Raw genomic sequence first — 16,044 nt, forward strand, 5'->3', positions numbered from 1 at the left:
GGGGGAATGGCGTTGCCGGGTCAAGCAGGGAAGGTGGAATGGCCGGACGGCGCCGGACTCATCCCACCCTCGCCACCTCGCAGGAGATGCTAGTGCGCCGCCGGGGTGTTCTCGGAGATTTCTTCGAGCGTCTCGCCCACCTTCTTGGCGCCGTAGTCGACCGCGATGTCACCGAGGGAGACGATGCCCGCCATGCGGCCCTGATCGTTCAGCACCACCAGGCGGCGAATCTGCTTCGCGCCCATCTTGGCGGTGGCGTCGGCGACGTTGTCGTCCTCGCGGCAGGTCTCCACGCCTTCAGTCATGACCTGCGCCACGGGGGTGTCGAGGCCCAGGCCCTCGGCCACCACGCGGATCACGATGTCGCGGTCGGTGACCAGGCCCACGACCTTGCCGTCGTCGACCACCGGCACCGCGCCGCTTTCGATCTTGGCCATGGTCTTCGCCACCTCGGCGATGGTGGATCGGGGCGTGGCGGTGACCACCTGGGCCGTCATGACTTCGCTGATGTTCATAGTCGGAGCTCCTTCGGCACTTGTCGGCCACAAGAACCCCTGCCGAGCGGCGCCGTTCCAACGACCGCGCGCAACCTCGATAGTTCAATAGTCATTCAAATCTGAATGAAATCCCTGAGGGATGGAGCGCCGCCGAAATCCCCGTCGGCGGCGTTGGCGGTCAGGCGGCCGCGTGGGCCCGGCGAAACCGGAGCATGGCGCCCGCCGCGCCAAAGCCGAGGATCATGAGGCCCCAGCTGGCCGGCTCGGGCACCAGGGCGGCGATGCCGCCCAGGCGAATCTGGCTCACGTCGTCCAGGTCGGCATCCGACATGATGACGATGCTCTGGATATATTGGCCGGACGTGGCCAGGACGCTGAACACGTTGCCGCCGTTCGCCGCCAGGCTGAAACCGCCGCCGAACGCATTGCCGAACTGATCGTAGGCGAAGATCGTCGTCGTCCCGGCGTCGGCGGCGTCCAGGTTGAACTGGGCGGCCGTGAACGCCAGGCCGGCGTCCGCGAGGGTGAACAGCAGGAAATTGAAGGTTCCCGCCACCGCCTCGAGGCTTTGGCCCTGAACCACGAGGCTTTCGGCCCCGTTGAAGGTGACCTCTGCGTCCGCTGGGCCGACCACGCCGGTGATCAGGAAGCCGGTGTCCCCGTTGTCGAAGTTCACCGGGTCCAGCGCGCCGGGGGCGGCGCCTTCCAGCACCGTTATGTCCGCCAGCGCGGGTGAGGCGAGCGACAGCGCGAAAGCCGCCGCGGCCAGGGTAGATCTCAATCTCATGGCGCCGATCCTTTGTTGCGTGCGGTTGGCGCCCCCCACACCCTCACGCTAGCGACCGTTTGCTGCACTGCAATGACAATCGGCGGACGAGTCGCTGCACCGCAAAATTGCCGGCGACATGGGCGCCGTGCGGCCAGTTTATCGGCGATCGGTGGCGGGAGCGGCCGCTACAGCACGCAAGCGGTCAGGCCCTCGTTCCGCACGACGCGGGCGTTGCGGTTGATGCTGCCGGCCCGCCGCTTCATGTACGGCCCCGGCTTGGCGGCCTTCCACGACAGGGGCTTGGGCACGATGGCCGCCAGTCTCGCCGCCTGGGTGGGGGTCAGCTTCGCGGCGGGAATCCGGAAGTTCTTCTGGGCGGCGGCCTCCGCGCCATAGACGCCCGGGCCCCATTCGATGGAGTTCAGATAGACCTCCATGATCCGCTCCTTGCCCCAGCCCACCTCGATCAGGACCGTGAACCAGGCTTCCAGGCCCTTGCGCACCCAGTCGCGCCCCGGCCACAGGAAGACGTTCTTGGCCGTCTGCTGGCTGATGGTGGAGCCGCCGCGCAGCTTCTTGCCCGCGGCGTTGGCCTTCATGGCCTTCTCGATGGCCTCCAGGTCGAACCCGTGGTGCTCGCAGAACCGCGCGTCCTCTGCGGCGATCACGGCGCGGACCAGGGCCGGCGAGATTTTCTCCAGAGGGACCCATTCGCGCTCCAGCCCGTGGCCCTCGAACAGGCGCTGGACCATCAGGAACGTCACCGGCGGCGGCACGAAGCGATAGACGGCCACCACGATCACCGGGCCGATGAAGAACACCATGATCGCGGCGACAAGCACCGCCTTCACGACGTTCCAGAACCCGCTCTTGCCTCGTTTCGCCACGCGCGCTTGCCTTCACCTAGGGTGCGAATGCTAGGCGCGATTCGTGAGCCTGAGGTCAATGAGCCAGCCATGAACGTTTCAGACGCCATCGCGCACCGCATCTCGGTCCGCGCCTTCACCGACCAGGTCCCCGCGCGGGCCGTCGTCGCCGACATCCTGGAGAAGGCGGCCCGCGCCCCCTCCGGCGGCAACCTGCAGCCCTGGCGCGTCTATGCGCTGAGCGGCCAGCCGCTGGCCGCGTTCAAGGCTGAGGTGGCGAAGAACCCCATGGGGGAGACCCCCGAATACGACGTCTATCCGCCATCCCTCTGGGACCCGTTCCGCACGCGCCGGTTCGAAAACGGCGAACAGCTCTACGCCTCGGTCGGGGCCGCGCGGGAAGACAAGGCGACCCGGCTCCGCTGGCTGGCGCGCAACACGGAGTTCTTCGGCGCCCCGGTGGGCCTGTTCTTCTGCCTCGACCGCAAGCTGGGGCCGCCGCAGTGGGCGGATCTCGGCATGTACATGCAGAACGTCATGCTGCTGGCCGTGGAGGCCGGGCTCGACACCTGCGCGCAGGAGTTCTGGGCCCGCTACCCGCAGACCGTGGGCCGGGCGCTGGACCTGCCCGCCGACCACATGGTCTTCTCGGGGATGGCGCTGGGCTACCGCGACCCCGAGCACCCCATCAACGCCTGGCGCTCGACCCGCGACGCGGCTGAAATCTGGCTGGAACTGAAGGGCTTCGAAGCTTGAGCCGCATCGTCTTCTGGGCCGCCCTCGTCGGCGGGATCTCTTACGTCGGCGGCTGGTTCCTCGACCTGCCGCCAGGCTGGAGCACGGCCTGGAAGGGGACCGGCGTCGGCCTGCTGGCGCTGTACGCCGCGCTGAACGCCCGCAGCCTGGACGGCTGGCTGCTGGCGGTGGTGATGGCGTTCGGCGCCCTGGGCGACGTCCTGCTCGAGACCCACGGCCTGGTCACCGGCGCCCTCGCCTTCCTGGCTGGCCACCTGACCGCCATCTGGCTCTATCTGAAGAACCGCCGCCCGGGCCTGGCCGCGCGTCACTGGGCCATCGCGGCTCTGCTGCTCGTGATCATCCCCGGAATCGCCTACCTGCTGCCGCCGGACCGGGCCGGAGCGCCCGGCATCGCCCTCTACGCCGCTGGCCTTGCGGCCATGACGGCCGCAGCGTTCCTCAGCCGCTTCCCACGCACGCTGGTGTTCGCGGGCGCCCTGATGTTCGCGGTGTCCGACCTGCTGATCTTCCTCCGCACGGGGCGGCCCGCGCTGGACGGCTTCCCCATGGGCCTCGCGGTCTGGGGGCTCTATTTCGGCGGCCAGGCGCTGATCGCCACAGGCGTGGTGCGGACCCTGCGCGGCGCCTCATTGCAGGCGCCGCGGTGACGAACAGCTAACCAACGATCTTCAACGGGCCTTCACCGCATCCGGTCATGGTTTGGCGACTCTGCCGGACCCAGGACCCCCATGCGGCTCACGCCCCACAAGCTGATGATGCTGCTGCGCGCGGGGACCGTGGCCGCGGGCCTGTCCGCGGTGGTCGCGCTGACGGGACCGTTCCGGTACGGCGACCTCAACCTGCCGTTCCCCGACACCGTGGCGCACGCGCTGCTGTTCTACGGCCTGACCCTGACAGCGGCGGGCGCCTTGCCGCGCTCGCGCGCCTCCGACGTCGCGCTGGCCTTCCTGGGCCTGGCCGTGGCCAGCGAGGTCGCCCAGGCGATGGTCGGGCGCGAGATGTCGCTCCGCGACCTGTTCGGCGATGCGGTCGGCGTGACGGCGGCCTACCTGCCGGTGGCGATGGGCCGGTTGCGCGAGCTGGTGCGGACGCATCCCCACGCCAGCTTCGCCGAGCTGCGCCGCATGGACCGCCGCCAGCCGCGGACAGCCCGCTCGCCGGCGCCGGCGCCCGACACCGCGAGCTAGACGCCGTACTCGGCGGCGAAGCTGTCGATCGAGGCCTCCGTCGCGAGCACGCGGAGGGGGAAGGCCAGCCACGGCGCTTCCGGATCGAGATCCGCCAATCTGGCCACCAGCGTATCTCGCGCCGCGGGCCGGATCCGCTCGTGCGCGTCGATCAACTGGCCCCAGCTCGACGTGCCGTTCAACCGGAGCGGCCCCTCTGCGATCGCGCGCGAGGCGCCGTAGTCGGCTGGGAACAGGCGGCGGTAGGCTTCCAGGTTGTAGAGCCACGACTTGCCGCGGATGCATGTGGCCTCGGGATGGACGGTGCGGACATGGCGCACCAGGGCGGCAAGTTCAGTCCGGCGCCTCGCGATCTTGGCCGTGGCCAGCGGTCCGCCGTGCTCGTCCGTGTCCTGGTTGTTGAAGTGCAGGCGCACCGCACCGTCCTCCGACGGCGCCTCGCAGGCAAAGCAGCCGAACTGCCGCTGGCCCTGCAGCGGGAGCACCTCGTCGGCGCCGCGCACGAACGCGGCCAGGGTCACTGCCAGCCGCGCCGGATCATCTGGCGCCGCCTCCAGGGCGCGAGCGTAGCCCAGCCAGCCGGGGGCGGGGGCTTCTCCCAGCACCTTGACCCCGAAGCCGAGGCGCCGATGCAGGTTGGTGAACTGCAGCACCGCATCGCTCAGCGGCGTTCCCGTCAGTTCGGCTATGCGCCCGGCCAGCCGAAGCTGGGCGTGGAAGTAGGGCGCGAGGCGGTCGGCGCGCAGATGGCGGTTGGAGGTCATGGCGCCTGCTCTAGCGCGCCCGGAAATAACGCCGCAACATTCCGGCCGACGCTTGGCGTCCACACAACAGAACGAGCGGGAGGCTCCCATGTGCGACGATATCCACGAAGGCCTGATCCACGATCCGACCGTCTCGCGCCGGACCTTTGGGCTGATGTCCGTGGCCGCCGCCGGCGCGGCCACCTCGGCCTATGCCGCCGACGTGGTCGAGAAGGACGTGGAGGTGAAGACCGCCGACGGCGTCGCGGACGCGGCGCTCTACTATCCCGCCGGGAAGGGAAGCTGGCCGGCGGTGCTGATCTGGTGCGACTTCCTCTCGCTGCGACCGGTCTTCCGCGAGATGGGACGGCGGCTGGCGAGCGCCGGCTACGTGGTGCTGGTCCCCAATTTCTACTACCGCTCGCGGAAGGCCCCGGTGTTCGACGGGGCCTTCGATTTCGCCAACACCGAGCACCGCGCCAAGATCGCGCCGATGCGGGCCGCCTTGACGCATGAGGCCGTACAGCGGGACGCGGCCGCCTATGTCGAGTTCCTGGACGCTCAGCCGCAGACGGACCGGAAGAAGGGGATCGGCGTGCAGGGCTACTGCATGGGCGGGCCGCTCACCTTCGCCACCGCGCTCGTGAAGGCGGACCGGGTGCGGGCGGCGGCTACGTTCCATAGCGGCGCCCTGGTCACCGCCGACCCGCAGAGCCCGCACCTGGGCATTCCCAGGACCCAGGCCGCCTATCTCATCGCCACCGCGGAAAACGACGACAAGCAGCGGCCGCAGGAGAAGGACCAGCTAAAGGCCGCCTTCGTCGAGGCGAAACGGCCGGCGATCGTCGAGGTCTATCCCGCGAGCCACGGCTGGTGCGTGAAGGGCAGCCCCGTCTACAACGAGGCCGCGGCCGAAAAGGCCTGGGCCGAGCTGCTGAAGCTCTACAAGTCGAACCTGGGCTGACGGCCGCTACTTCGGCGCGCCGCCCCGCTCGAACGTGCCGGCGGCGCCCGGGAAGACCACCGGGCTCTCGTAGCCGTCGGCGCCGATCGCGCTCACGCCGAAGAACCAGTCGTCGATGATGACGCCCGGCAGCTTCGCCTCGCCCGTCGTTCCGGCGAGGCGGGAATAGCGCCACTGCGGATCGGTCGTGGACCGCCACCAGACCCGGTAGGCGGCGGCGTCCGCGGCCGGCTTCCACTTCACGGTGGTGTCGGGACTGACGGCGCCGGCGATCTCGACGCCCGTCGGCGGGGCCGGCGCCATGGCGAGTGCGGCCATGGTCGCCACGTTCAGCCGCGTGACCTGCGCCAGGTAGGCGAAGTCGACGCCGTCGATGGTGTCGCCGTACTTGATCCCGTTCTCGGTCCGCAGGTCCTGGTGCTGGCGGGTGTAGTTCTCCACCGCCTCGGTGATCCGCACGGCGGGGAAGCCGGCGCGCAGCATCTCCACCTGGTCGCCACCGCGGCCGAAGCGGTCGGTGCGATAGACCATCACCACGTCGAGGTTGGTCAGGTAGCGGTCGGCGACGCCGTCCATGAACCGGGCCAGATTGCGCGACGGACTGTCGACCTCGCCGCCGTTGTAACGACGGCGGTTGGCCTCTTCCGGCGTCTCGGTGGAGCGCGTGCCCTCCGAGAAGACCCGCACGTGGGTGTTGTCGCGCACGCCGCCGAGGCCCTCGGTGTTGCCGATGATGTCGTTGTTGAGGTTGGCCTCGACCCGCCAGCCCTTGCTGACGGCGAAGTCGGCCAGGATCTTGCCGCCCAGCAGGCCCTGTTCCTCCCCGGCCAGGGCTGCGAACACGAGCGTGGCGGGGAACTGGTGCTTGCAGAGCACCCGAGCCGCCTCGATCACCGCCGCCGTGCCCGATCCGTCGTCGTTGGCCCCCGGCGCGTCGGCGGTGAAGTTTTTCGCATCGGTGACCCGGCTGTCGTAGTGGCCGGAGATCACGATCACCCGGCTGGGATCGCTGGTCCCGGGCAGGATGGCGACCACGTTCATCACCTCCGTCGGCCCGGCCAGCCGCTCGGCGGTCATCACGCGGGACGGCGTCTCGACCGTCAGCCTGCCGCCGCAGTCCTTAGAGGCCGCCTGGAACTCCGAAGCGATCCAGCGACGGGCGGCGCCGATCCCGCGCTTGTCGGACTTGGTGTCCGAGCCGGTGTGGCGAGTGCCGAACGAGACCAGTTTCTCGATGCTCGCCTTCTGGCGGGCGGGCGAGACCGCGGCCGCGACCTCTTTCAGCAGCGGCTGTTCGCCGCCGAGGGGCTGAGCCTGAGCGGTGCTGGCGACGAAGGCGGCGGCGAACAGGGGGATGGCGATGCGCATGCCGCGACCATACCCAAAGCTCAGGCCGGCGAAAGCCTGTGCGCGCGCAGCGCCTCGTAGTGCGGGCGCGCCGCCTCGGCGATGCGGCGCAGTTCGTCGGGCAAGGTGGGCGCCTCTCGCTCGCGCGGCGCCTCGAAGCCCGTGGAACGCTCGACGGCATCGTACCAGGCGGGCGCCCAGACCCCGTCGGAGTCGCGGCGGCCGGCGGGCCAGCTCAGCATCGCCGCGTCGAAACCTATGCCGAGGGCCGCGCAGAGCGCCTGCAGCATGCCGCGCGGGTCGGCCAGGACGTCCGCGCCCTGCACCACCGGCGGCGCCCGCCCCAGCCGGTCCGCCTCGCGCTCGAAGAGCTCGCGCTGCCGGACGACGCCGATGTCGTCCAGCGTCACCGCGGCGCGCTTGACCGTGTAGGACGCCAGCACCTCGGCCGGGTCGCGGATCAGGAAGGCGTTGGCCCGGCCTGCCGACCAGTCCAGACCGAAGCCGGGCAGCATGTGGTGGGTCATGTGCTTTTCGTAGACGAGCGGCCCGTCGAGCGCGTCCAGGCCGGCGACGACCTCGGCCCAGTTCTGCGGCTGGAACTCCAGCACCGCCGCACGCATCGGGTGATCCAGGCCTGTCCGCGCCAGATAGGCCGCATAGAACGGTTCGTCGATCACCCGGCAATCGGCCCGGTTCTCGAAGCTGCGCATCATGGCCGTGGAGATGTTCCGGGGCCCCGACCACATGGCGATCCGCACCGTCACAGGCCGGCGTCCTCGTCCTTCAGCGCCTCGTAGGCGGCGCGCAGGCGGCGGGTCATGGGTCCGGGAAGCGCCTCGGGCAGGGCGTGGCCGTCGATGCTGCGCACGGGTGTCAGGCCGCCGAACGTCCCGGTCACGAACGCCTCGTCCGCCTCCGCCACGTCGGCCAGATCGAAATCGCCCAAGGTGATCGGGATGTCGTGGCGGCGGCACAGGGCGATGACGTTGGCCCGCGTTACGCCGTTGAAGCAGTAGTCACCGGTCGAGGTCATCACGCGGCCGTCCCGGACCCAGAAGAAATTGGTGGCGTTGCAGCTCGACACGAAGCCGTTCGGGTCCAGCATCAGGGCCTCGTCGCCCCCCTTCTCGATCGCGTCCAGCAGGGCGCGGATGAGCGCCAGCCGGCTGTGCGAATTCAGCCGCATGTCGAACATCTCGGCCGGCGTGCAGAGGATCGACGACGTGGCGAGGGCGAGGCCCTGGGTCAGGATCTCGGGCGACGGCTCCTTGTACTCGGCCGTGATGACGATGGTCGGCTTGCCCAGCCAGTTGCGCGGGTCCTGGTTGACCGCCTTCTTCTCGCCGCGCGTCACCATGAGCCGCAGGTGCGCGCCGTGCGCCATGCCGCTGGCGTCCAGCGTGCGCTGGATCTCCGCCGTCAGCTGGGCCGGCGTCATGCCGATGTCGAGGGCGATGGCCTTCAGCCCCTCGTACAGCCGCTCCAGGTGGGTCTCCAGGAACAGCAGCCGCCCCTTGTGCAGCCGCAGACCCTCCCACACCCCGTCGCCCAGGACGAAGCCCGCGTCGAAGACCGAGACCCGCGCCTGGTCCTTCGGGACCAGCTGGCCGCTGACATAGACCTTGAGATCGGCGTTCCGAGGGTCCGCCGCGAAATCCTGACTTCCAGCCATGCCCCTTCCTAACGCGCCGCCCGCGCCTGTCATCCGGGTTTCGCGAAGCGCGCTTTCCGCAATGGCCCGGGGGAGGTAGAGCGCGGGGGCGTTGACAAGGAGTTTTGCATGATCGGCGGATCGACGGCGGAACGGGAGCTCGCGGAGCTCAAGCCCTGGCCCAACCCGGCCCCGGCCATCACGCGCGAGGAGCGGCTCGCCCGCCTGGCCAAGGCGCAGTCGCTGATGACCACCGACGCCCTGATCATCGGGGCCGGCGCCTCGCTGCGGTACTTCGCGGGCGTCGGCTGGAACGCCACCGAGCGGATGGTGGCCATGCTGCTGCCGAAGCGGGGCGAGCCGGTGATGATCTGCCCCAGGTTCGAAGAGGGCTCCTTGCGGGCCTCGCTGGGGATCGAGGCGCCGATGCGCCTGTGGGAAGAGCACGAGAACCCCGCCGTCCAGGCCGCGCAGGTGTTGGCGGAATGGGGCGCGGGATCTCTCGCCATCGACCCGGCCCTGGCCTTCGCCATGTTCGACGCCCTGCGGCTGGCCGCGCCGGAGGTGGTGATGGTCAACGCCGCTCCGGTGGTCGACGGCTGCCGGTCGATCAAGTCGCCGGCCGAGCTGGCGCTCATGAGCCAGGCCAAGGCCATGACGCTGGAGGTCCACCGCCGTGCCGCCCGCATCCTCGCGCCCGGGATCACCACGGGGGAGGTTCGGCGCTTCATCGACCAGGCGCACCGGGCCCTGGGCGCCGACGACGGCTCATCCTTCTGCGCGGTCCAGTTCGGCGAGGCTTCAGCCTATCCGCACGGGTTGCCGGGCGAGCAGAAGCTGCAGGACGGCGACCTGGTGCTGATCGACACGGGCTGCCGGGTCCAGGGGTACAACTCCGACATCACCCGCTCCTACGTCTTTGGCCAGCCGACCGAGGACCAGTTGCGAGTCTGGCAGGTGGAGAAGAAGGCACAGGCCGCCGCCTTCGCCGCCGTGAAGCCGGGCGTGCTCTGCGAGGAAATCGACGCGGTGGCCCGTCGGGTGCTCGCGGAGGAAGGCTTCAGCGCCGACTACGAGCTGCCGGGCCTGCCGCACCGCACGGGCCACGGCATCGGCCTGTCGATCCACGAGGCGCCCTATCTGGTGCGCGGCGACAAGACGCCGCTGCAGCCCGGCATGTGCTTCTCCAACGAGCCGATGATCGTGATCCCGGGCGAGTTCGGCGTTCGGCTCGAGGACCACTTCCACGTGACGGAGGACGGGGCGGCCTGGTTCACGCCGCCCCAGCCCGCCATCGACCGGCCGGTCTGATGAAGCTGCTGTCCGTCGACGAGGCGCGGGCGCGGATGCTGGCGGAGGTCGCCGCCCTGCCCGCCGAAGCCGTGGCCATCCAGCACAGCATCGGCCGGGTGCTGGCGGAAGACGTGACTCCGGTACGCGACCAGCCACCGTTCGCCGCCTCGGCGATGGATGGATGGGCGGTGCGCAGTGCGGATACGCCCGGCGACCTGCGCATCGTGGGCGAGAGTGCGGCCGGCCACGGATACGACGGCGTGGTCCAGCCCGGTGAGGCGGTGCGGATCTTCACCGGCGCAGCACTGCCCGCCGGCTGCGACGCTATGGTGATCCAGGAGGACGCCCGCCGCGAGGGCGAGACCGTCACCGTTCCGGCGGTGGAGGCCGGGCGCCACATCCGGCCGGCGGGGGGAGACTTCAGGGCCGGGACCGCGCTGCTGTCCCGGGGAACGCGGATCGATCCCTGGCGCCTGTCGCTGGCCGCCGCGGCGGGGCGCGCAGAGCTGTCGGTTACGCGCCGGCCCCGGGTCGCCCTCTTTTCCACCGGCGAAGAGATCGTCGAGGCGCCGGCCGTGCCTGGGCCGTTCCAGATCTACGATTCCGGGTCGCGCGCCCTTGCGGCGCTGGTGACGGCGTGGGGCGCCGAGGTGCATCGTGCGAGGCCGGTGAAGGACGAGCTTGCGGCGACGGTCGAGGCCCTGCGGCGCGCGGAGGGCGACCTCGTCGTCACCGTCGGCGGCGCCTCGGTCGGGGACCATGACCTGGTGCGCGCCGCGGCGGAGGCCCTGGGTCTGCAGATGAAGGTCGCCAGCGTGGCCGTGCGGCCGGGCAAGCCCACCTTCTTCGGCGTGCTGGAGGATGGTCGGCGGATGCTGGGCCTGCCCGGGAATCCCGCCTCGGCCCTGGTCTGCGCGGAGCTGTTCCTGAGGCCGCTGCTGGCCGCTTATGCGGGCGCGGCGCCGGACCTCCGGATGGTCGCGGCCAGGCTGTCCCTGCCACTGCCGGCCAACGGGCCGCGCGAGCACTGGATGCGGGCGAAACTGAGCTTCGAAGCCGAGGCGATCACCGCCCAGCCCTTCGGGGATCAGGACTCTTCGTTGGTCAGCGTCTTCTCGGCGGCCGACGCCCTGCTCAAGCGGCCGGCCGGCGCCCCCGCCGCTGCCGCCGGGGAGGCGGTGGAGGTGCTGCCGCTTCCGCGGGCATAGCGCAGGGCGGTGATCTCGCCGATCACCGACACGGCCACCTCGAACGGCGCCTTGCCGCCGATGTCGAGGCCGATGGGGGCGTGCAGTCGGGCCAAGGCGCCTTCAGCCATGCCCTCGGCCTGTAGTTCGGCGAGCCGCCCCGCCAGCCGTCGCCGCGCGCCCAGCAGGCCGACGTAGCCGGCTTGCGACGGCAGGGCGGCTTTCAGCGCCGCGCGGTCCGTCTCCAGGTCGTGCGTGGCCACGGCCACGCTGGTCCAGGGATCAAGACCGATGGCCGCCAGCGCCGGCGCCGGCTCGTCGCGCCGATAAGCCACGCCGGGGATCGGCGGCGGCGCCTCGGGCCCCTTGGGACGCACCAGGGTGGTCTCGAATCCCGATTTCACCCCCAGTTCGGCGATCGCCAGGGCCGTGGGGTCGCCCCCCACCACCACGAGGCGCGGCGTCGGCTCATAGTGCTTCACCACGGCCGCCTCCGGCCACGGGGAGACGTCCGCCGCACAGAGCCGGGTCGTCCCGTCGCTGACGTAGGTCACGGGACGGCGCTCGGCCGTCGCGCTCAGCAGTTCGGCCAGGGCCGAATCACCCGCGGTGATTCGTTCGAGGAAGATCTCGATCCGCGCACCGCAGAGCAGCCGTATGTCGGGCCAGGGGCTGCCCTCGCCATAAACCAGCGTCCGCGGCGCCCCGTCCTCGAGGCAGGCCCAGGCGTGGCCGGCGACGTCGCCCTCGACGCACCCGCCTGAGAAGTAGCCGGCCAGGATTCCAGGGGCGAAAACCATCTGCGTCCCCTCGGGACGGGGCCCGCCGCCTTCCACCGAGACCAGGGTCGCGAGCACCAGCGCCCGGTGCTCTTCCGCGGCGCGGCGCAGGGCCGGACGCACGTCCTCGGCGACGCCGAACATCGGCCACTCGGGAAGAGGGTCAATCACACCTTAACCTTCGCAGGGATACGGCTTCTTAGCCTTTCCTGCGGCAAAATGGCCCTTCGAACGGAATAGACCAAGCTTTTCAGGGCGCATGACCTCACCCCTCAGCAAGCTCGGCCTCGGGACCAGTCAGTTCGGTCTCGATCAGCCGCCCGGCCCGCGGGGGAAGCCGCGGGAGGCTGAGGCCAGGGACATCCTGTCGATCGCCGGCCGCTCCGGCCTGTCGGTTCTGGAAGTCGCCCGGGGCTCGTCCACGGCGGACGGTCTGCTGCGCGGGGCCCTGCCCCAGCCCAACCCCTTCCGCCTCACCCTGACCAGCGTCCGCCCCGACCGGGGCCCCGAGATGGTGGAAGCCGAGCTGCGGGCGCAGATGCTGCGGCTAGGCGTCGAGCGCGTGGACACCATCGTCGCGCCGTCCGCCACTGACCTGTTTTCGCCCCTGGGTCCTCAGCTCTGGGATCGTCTCAAGGCGCTGAAGGACGAAGGCCTTTGCCGGCGGATCGGCGTGCCGGTCTACGCCTCGGACGATCCGGTGGGCGTCGCTCGCCGGTTCAAGCCTGACTTGGTCCAGGCGCCGGCTTCGCTGCTCGACCAGCGGCTGTTGCTGGACGGCTCGCTCTCGACCATTGCCGAGATGGGCATCGAGGTACACCTGCGCTCGATCTTCCTGAACGGGGTCCTGTTCCTGCCGCCCGATCGGGCGCCCAGCCATCTGAAGGCCGCCGCGGGCCGCATCTCCCGCGCGCGCCGGCTGATCGCCGAGGGCCGCTCCGACCCGCTGCAGGCCGCCCTGGGCTTCGCCCTGACGCGTCCCGAAGCCGCTCACGTCCTGGTCGGCGTCACCTCGGCCGCCGAGATGAGCGCCGTGGTGGCGGCCGCCATGAGCCCGCCGCCGGACCTGGACTGGGACGAGATGGCGATCGACGATCCCGACGCCCTGAGCTGGGCCGCGGCTTAGGCGGTCCAGTCTCCGCTCTTTCCGCCGGTCTTCGAGACCAGCCGCACCGCTTCGATCACCATGCCCTTCTCGGCCGCCTTCAGCATGTCGTAGAGCGTCAGGCAGGCCACCGACGCGGCGGTCAGCGCCTCCATCTCCACGCCCGTCTGGCCGGTGGTCTTCACCCGCGCCGTGACGACCAGGCCGCCCTGGCCAGGCTCGACGCGCACCTCGGCTTTGGCGATGGGCAGCGGGTGGCACATGGGGATGAGGTCCGACGTGCGCTTGGCCGCCATCACGCCGGCGATCTCGGCGACCGCGCGGACATCGCCCTTCTTGCCTTCCCCGGACACCGCCAGGGCCAGGGTTTCCGGACGCATGCGAACGAACCCCTCGGCCACCGCCTCGCGCGTGGTCACGGCCTTCTCCGAGACGTCGACCATGCGGGCGCGGCCGGTCTCGTCGATGTGGGTGAGGCGGCTCACTAGGCTTCCATCAGCCGGGGCATGAGTTCGACCATGTTGCAGGGGCCGTGGCGGCTGTCGAGCTGGGCCGAGATCACCTTGTCCCAACCGTCCTTCACCGCGCCGTTCGAGCCGGGCAGGCAGAAGACGAAAACGCCTTTGACGATCCCGGCCAGCGCCCGCGACTGCAGCGTCGACAGGCCCACCGATTGGTAGCTGACCATGTGGAAGACCACCGAGAACCCGTCGAGCTCCTTGTCGAACAGGGGGCGCACGGCCTCGGGCGTCACGTCGCGGCCAGTGATGCCGGTGCCGCCGGTGGTCACGATCGCCTCGACGAAACCGGACGCGGCCCAGGCCTCGATCTTCTCCCGGATCGCCACGATGCTGTCGGTGACGATCGCCTTGTCGACGAGCTCATGGCCCGCGTCGGTCACCCGCTGGGCCAGGAGGTGGCCGGAGGTGTCGCTTTCCTCGTCCCGGGTGTCCGAGATGGTGAGGACGGCGATCTTCACCGGCTTGAGCTGGCGGGCGGTGTCGATCCGGCCGCCGGGCGTGAACGCGTTCATGGGAAGCTCCTTCGCCGCCAATCTAGCGCGGGCGCCCGCCCCTATTCCACCGTCACCGACTTGGCCAGGTTGCGGGGCTGGTCGATGTCGCGGCCCAGCGCCTTCGCCACCTGATAGGCCAGAAGCTGCAGCGGGATGTTGAGCAGGATCGGATCCAGCTCCGGCTCGGAGCGGGGCACGGCGAAGCTGGCCTCCAGGCCGGGGGCCTCGACGCCCGGGTGGGTGATCGCCACCACCGGCCCGCCCCGGGTGCGCACCTCGGCGATCGTCGAGAGGTTCTTGGGCAAGAGGTCGTCGTCGGGCAGGACGATCAGGGTGGGCGTGTCGGCGGAGATCAGCGCCAGGGGGCCGTGCTTGAGCTCGGACGCGGCATAGGCCTCGGCGTGGAGATAGCTGATCTCCTTCAGCTTCAGCGCCCCCTCCATCGCCACGGCGTAGCCGGCCGCACGGCCGAGAAAATAGGCGTGGTCGGCGCGGGCAAGGCGTGCGGCTAGAGGCGCGAGCTCGGCTTCCCGCGCCACGATGTCCGCGATCTGGTCCGGCAGGGCCGCCAGGGCGGCCAGCAGGCGAGCCCCCTGCCCGGCCGACAGGTCGCGCACGCGCCCGAGCTGCAGCGCTAGCAGGGCGAAGGCGACGGCGGTGGAGGTCCAGGTCTTTGTCGAGACAACCGCCACCTCCGGCCCGGCATGCAGGTAGATGCCGCGGCCGCACTCGCGCGCGATGGTCGATCCTACCGAATTGACCACGCCCAGCACTCGGCCACCCTTGCGCTTCACCTCCTGGATGGCGGCCAGGGTGTCGAAGGTTTCGCCCGACTGGCTGACGGCGATGTAGAGCGTGTCCTGCTCGATCACCGGGTTGCGGTAGCGGAATTCCGACGCCGGCTCGGCGTGGGCGGGGATGCGCGCCAGCTGCTCGATCAGATGCGCGCCCAGAGTACCCGCGAAGAAGGCCGAGCCGCAGCCCAGGATCTTCACCCGCCGGATGTCGAGCATCTCCCGCGCAGCCAGCTCGATCCCACCCAAGTGGGCGGTGGAGAAGCGATGGTCCAGGCGGCCCAGCAGGGTGCGGCGCACCGCCTCGGATTGCTCGCCGATCTCCTTGCGCATGAAGTGGGCGTAGTCGCCCTTGTCGAAGCCGGCGACGTCGCCCGAAAGCTCGAGCGTGGCCTTGGTCGCCTGGCCGCCATCCAGGGTCAGGACCGAGAAGCCATCAGCCCGGATCTCCGCGACCTCGCCGTCGTCGAGGTGCGCCACCGAGCGCGCGTGGCCCATCAGCGCGGCGGCGTCCGAGGCGACGAACATCTCGCCCTCGCCCACGCCGATCACCACGGGCCCGCCATTCCGCGCCGCGACGATGGCCTCGGGCCGGGCGGCGTCGATCACCGCAATCCCGTAGGCGCCCTTCACCTGACGCAAGGCGGCGCGGACCGCTTCGGCAAGGGAGGCCTCCGGCCGGCGGGCGATCAGGTGCGCCAGGACCTCGGTGTCGGTTTCGGACCGGAACGCCACGCCGTCGGCCTGCAGCGCGCGCTTCAGTTCGGCGGCGTTCTCGATGATGCCGTTATGGACCACCGCGATCCGCCCGCTCGCGTCGGTGTGCGGATGGGCGTTGACGTCGCTCGGCGGGCCGTGCGTCGCCCAGCGGGTATGGGCGATGCCTACCGCGCCTGGCAGCTCGGGCGGCAGGACGCTCTCCAGCTCCCGCACCTTGCCCTTGCGCTTGTAGACGGTCAGGCCGCCCGCGGCGGCGATCGCAACCCCCGCGCTGTCATAGCCACGGTACTCCAGTCGCCGCAGGCCCTCGATCAACAGCGGCAGGGCCATCCGCGGCCCAATGTAGCCGACGATCCCGCACATCA

General features: G+C 70.5%; 17 protein-coding genes and 1 pseudogene. 7 read left to right on the forward strand and 11 right to left on the reverse strand.

The annotated features are described in order from the left end of the window. Nucleotides 1-89 precede the first annotated feature (89 nt). The 3 genes from A2790_RS04710 to mtgA all read right to left on the reverse strand — a co-directional run bounded on the left by A2790_RS04710 (nucleotide 90) and on the right by mtgA (nucleotide 2,153). Complete coding sequence (locus tag A2790_RS04710) at nucleotides 90-515, reverse strand: CBS domain-containing protein (protein WP_293388186.1); 426 nt, start codon at nucleotides 513-515, stop codon at nucleotides 90-92. A 160-nt stretch (nucleotides 516-675) separates the two neighbouring features. Then, entirely contained in the window at nucleotides 676-1,284 is a 609-nt protein-coding gene (locus A2790_RS04715) for a PEPxxWA-CTERM sorting domain-containing protein (protein WP_293388189.1), read from the reverse strand. A 167-nt stretch (nucleotides 1,285-1,451) separates the two neighbouring features. Continuing rightward, complete coding sequence (gene mtgA, locus A2790_RS04720; protein ID WP_293388192.1) at nucleotides 1,452-2,153, reverse strand: monofunctional biosynthetic peptidoglycan transglycosylase; 702 nt, start codon at nucleotides 2,151-2,153, stop codon at nucleotides 1,452-1,454. 69 nt (nucleotides 2,154-2,222) lie between these two features. On the opposite strand from mtgA, the gene A2790_RS04725 reads away from it, so the two are divergent. From A2790_RS04725 to A2790_RS04735, 3 genes are all read left to right on the forward strand, one after another. Beyond that, nucleotides 2,223-2,888 carry a nitroreductase gene (locus A2790_RS04725; RefSeq protein WP_293388195.1) on the forward strand — a complete coding sequence of 222 codons (666 nt, stop codon included), beginning with the start codon at nucleotides 2,223-2,225 and terminating at the stop codon, nucleotides 2,886-2,888. Next, nucleotides 2,885-3,538, forward strand: coding sequence for a lysoplasmalogenase family protein (locus tag A2790_RS04730; RefSeq protein ID WP_293388198.1), 654 nt, complete (start codon nucleotides 2,885-2,887; stop codon nucleotides 3,536-3,538). Before A2790_RS04725 ends, A2790_RS04730 begins: the two co-directional genes overlap by 4 nt. A gap of 81 nt (nucleotides 3,539-3,619) precedes the next feature. Beyond that, nucleotides 3,620-4,078, forward strand: a complete 459-nt coding sequence (locus A2790_RS04735) for a hypothetical protein (RefSeq protein WP_293388201.1) — start codon at nucleotides 3,620-3,622, stop codon at nucleotides 4,076-4,078. Here A2790_RS04735 and A2790_RS04740 read toward each other — a convergent pair. After that, nucleotides 4,075-4,842, reverse strand: coding sequence for a hypothetical protein (locus A2790_RS04740; protein WP_293388204.1), 768 nt, complete (start codon nucleotides 4,840-4,842; stop codon nucleotides 4,075-4,077). The two genes, A2790_RS04735 and A2790_RS04740, sit on opposite strands and share 4 nt — an antisense overlap. Before the next feature lie 88 nt (nucleotides 4,843-4,930). On the opposite strand from A2790_RS04740, the gene A2790_RS04745 reads away from it, so the two are divergent. Beyond that, nucleotides 4,931-5,785 carry a dienelactone hydrolase family protein gene (locus A2790_RS04745; protein ID WP_293388207.1) on the forward strand — a complete coding sequence of 285 codons (855 nt, stop codon included), beginning with the start codon at nucleotides 4,931-4,933 and terminating at the stop codon, nucleotides 5,783-5,785. Nucleotides 5,786-5,791: 6 nt separating this feature from the next. On the opposite strand, the gene A2790_RS04750 is transcribed toward A2790_RS04745, so the two are convergent. From A2790_RS04750 to A2790_RS04760, 3 genes are read right to left on the reverse strand one after another with little or no spacing between them, the layout of a single operon-like run. Then, on the reverse strand, nucleotides 5,792-7,153 hold the full coding sequence (locus tag A2790_RS04750) for a M20/M25/M40 family metallo-hydrolase (protein ID WP_293388210.1): 1,362 nt from the start codon (nucleotides 7,151-7,153) through the stop codon (nucleotides 5,792-5,794). 20 nt (nucleotides 7,154-7,173) lie between these two features. Further along, complete coding sequence (locus tag A2790_RS04755; RefSeq protein WP_293388213.1) at nucleotides 7,174-7,899, reverse strand: hypothetical protein; 726 nt, start codon at nucleotides 7,897-7,899, stop codon at nucleotides 7,174-7,176. Then, a complete protein-coding gene (locus A2790_RS04760; RefSeq protein WP_293388216.1) occupies nucleotides 7,896-8,807 on the reverse strand; it encodes an aminotransferase class IV in 912 nt (303 codons plus the stop codon). The genes A2790_RS04755 and A2790_RS04760 overlap by 4 nt, the downstream gene beginning before the upstream one ends. Before the next feature lie 108 nt (nucleotides 8,808-8,915). Here A2790_RS04760 and A2790_RS04765 point away from each other — a divergent pair, with 108 nt between their 5' ends. Then, nucleotides 8,916-10,097 carry a Xaa-Pro peptidase family protein gene (locus A2790_RS04765; RefSeq protein ID WP_293388219.1) on the forward strand — a complete coding sequence of 394 codons (1,182 nt, stop codon included), beginning with the start codon at nucleotides 8,916-8,918 and terminating at the stop codon, nucleotides 10,095-10,097. Beyond that, nucleotides 10,097-11,287, forward strand: a complete 1,191-nt coding sequence (glp, locus tag A2790_RS04770; protein ID WP_293388222.1) for a gephyrin-like molybdotransferase Glp — start codon at nucleotides 10,097-10,099, stop codon at nucleotides 11,285-11,287. Before A2790_RS04765 ends, glp begins: the two co-directional genes overlap by 1 nt. A 23-nt stretch (nucleotides 11,288-11,310) precedes the next feature. Here the strand turns inward: glp and A2790_RS04775 are convergent. Next, nucleotides 11,311-12,189, reverse strand: a pseudogene (locus tag A2790_RS04775) (XdhC family protein); the annotation flags it as partial. A gap of 115 nt (nucleotides 12,190-12,304) precedes the next feature. Here A2790_RS04775 and A2790_RS04780 point away from each other — a divergent pair. Further along, the gene (locus A2790_RS04780) at nucleotides 12,305-13,171 is read left to right on the forward strand and encodes a bifunctional regulator KidO (RefSeq protein WP_293388225.1); all 867 of its coding nucleotides are present in this window, start codon (nucleotides 12,305-12,307) and stop codon (nucleotides 13,169-13,171) included. On the opposite strand, the gene moaC is transcribed toward A2790_RS04780, so the two are convergent. From moaC to glmS, 3 genes are read right to left on the reverse strand one after another with little or no spacing between them, the layout of a single operon-like run. Next, the gene (moaC, locus tag A2790_RS04785) at nucleotides 13,168-13,635 is read right to left on the reverse strand and encodes a cyclic pyranopterin monophosphate synthase MoaC (RefSeq protein WP_293388228.1); all 468 of its coding nucleotides are present in this window, start codon (nucleotides 13,633-13,635) and stop codon (nucleotides 13,168-13,170) included. The genes A2790_RS04780 and moaC overlap by 4 nt on opposite strands. Further along, nucleotides 13,635-14,183: a molybdenum cofactor biosynthesis protein B gene (moaB, locus tag A2790_RS04790; RefSeq protein WP_293388231.1), complete on the reverse strand. Its 549-nt coding sequence runs from the start codon at nucleotides 14,181-14,183 to the stop codon at nucleotides 13,635-13,637. Before moaB ends, moaC begins: the two co-directional genes overlap by 1 nt. A gap of 41 nt (nucleotides 14,184-14,224) precedes the next feature. After that, entirely contained in the window at nucleotides 14,225-16,042 is a 1,818-nt protein-coding gene (gene glmS, locus A2790_RS04795) for a glutamine--fructose-6-phosphate transaminase (isomerizing) (RefSeq protein ID WP_293388233.1), read from the reverse strand. Nucleotides 16,043-16,044: the final 2 nt, after the last annotated feature.

This window comes from Phenylobacterium sp. RIFCSPHIGHO2_01_FULL_69_31, assembly GCF_001824475.1.
In the GTDB taxonomy this organism is placed as follows: Bacteria; Pseudomonadota; Alphaproteobacteria; order Caulobacterales; family Caulobacteraceae; genus Phenylobacterium.

Excerpts from the sequence above, each read along its gene's own strand:
- A2790_RS04710 (WP_293388186.1), bottom strand. The coding sequence starts at position 515 with ATGAACATCAGCGAAGTCATGACGGCCCAGGTGGTCACCGCCACGCCC.
- A2790_RS04715 (WP_293388189.1), bottom strand. The coding sequence starts at position 1,284 with ATGAGATTGAGATCTACCCTGGCCGCGGCGGCTTTCGCGCTGTCGCTC.
- A2790_RS04725 (WP_293388195.1), top strand. The coding sequence starts at position 2,223 with ATGAACGTTTCAGACGCCATCGCGCACCGCATCTCGGTCCGCGCCTTC.
- A2790_RS04735 (WP_293388201.1), top strand. The coding sequence starts at position 3,620 with ATGCGGCTCACGCCCCACAAGCTGATGATGCTGCTGCGCGCGGGGACC.
- A2790_RS04740 (WP_293388204.1), bottom strand. The coding sequence starts at position 4,842 with ATGACCTCCAACCGCCATCTGCGCGCCGACCGCCTCGCGCCCTACTTC.
- A2790_RS04745 (WP_293388207.1), top strand. The coding sequence starts at position 4,931 with ATGTGCGACGATATCCACGAAGGCCTGATCCACGATCCGACCGTCTCG.
- A2790_RS04750 (WP_293388210.1), bottom strand. The coding sequence starts at position 7,153 with ATGCGCATCGCCATCCCCCTGTTCGCCGCCGCCTTCGTCGCCAGCACC.
- A2790_RS04760 (WP_293388216.1), bottom strand. The coding sequence starts at position 8,807 with ATGGCTGGAAGTCAGGATTTCGCGGCGGACCCTCGGAACGCCGATCTC.
- A2790_RS04765 (WP_293388219.1), top strand. The coding sequence starts at position 8,916 with ATGATCGGCGGATCGACGGCGGAACGGGAGCTCGCGGAGCTCAAGCCC.
- glp (WP_293388222.1), top strand. The coding sequence starts at position 10,097 with ATGAAGCTGCTGTCCGTCGACGAGGCGCGGGCGCGGATGCTGGCGGAG.
- A2790_RS04780 (WP_293388225.1), top strand. The coding sequence starts at position 12,305 with ATGACCTCACCCCTCAGCAAGCTCGGCCTCGGGACCAGTCAGTTCGGT.
- moaB (WP_293388231.1), bottom strand. The coding sequence starts at position 14,183 with ATGAACGCGTTCACGCCCGGCGGCCGGATCGACACCGCCCGCCAGCTC.
- glmS (WP_293388233.1), bottom strand. The coding sequence starts at position 16,042 with ATGTGCGGGATCGTCGGCTACATTGGGCCGCGGATGGCCCTGCCGCTG.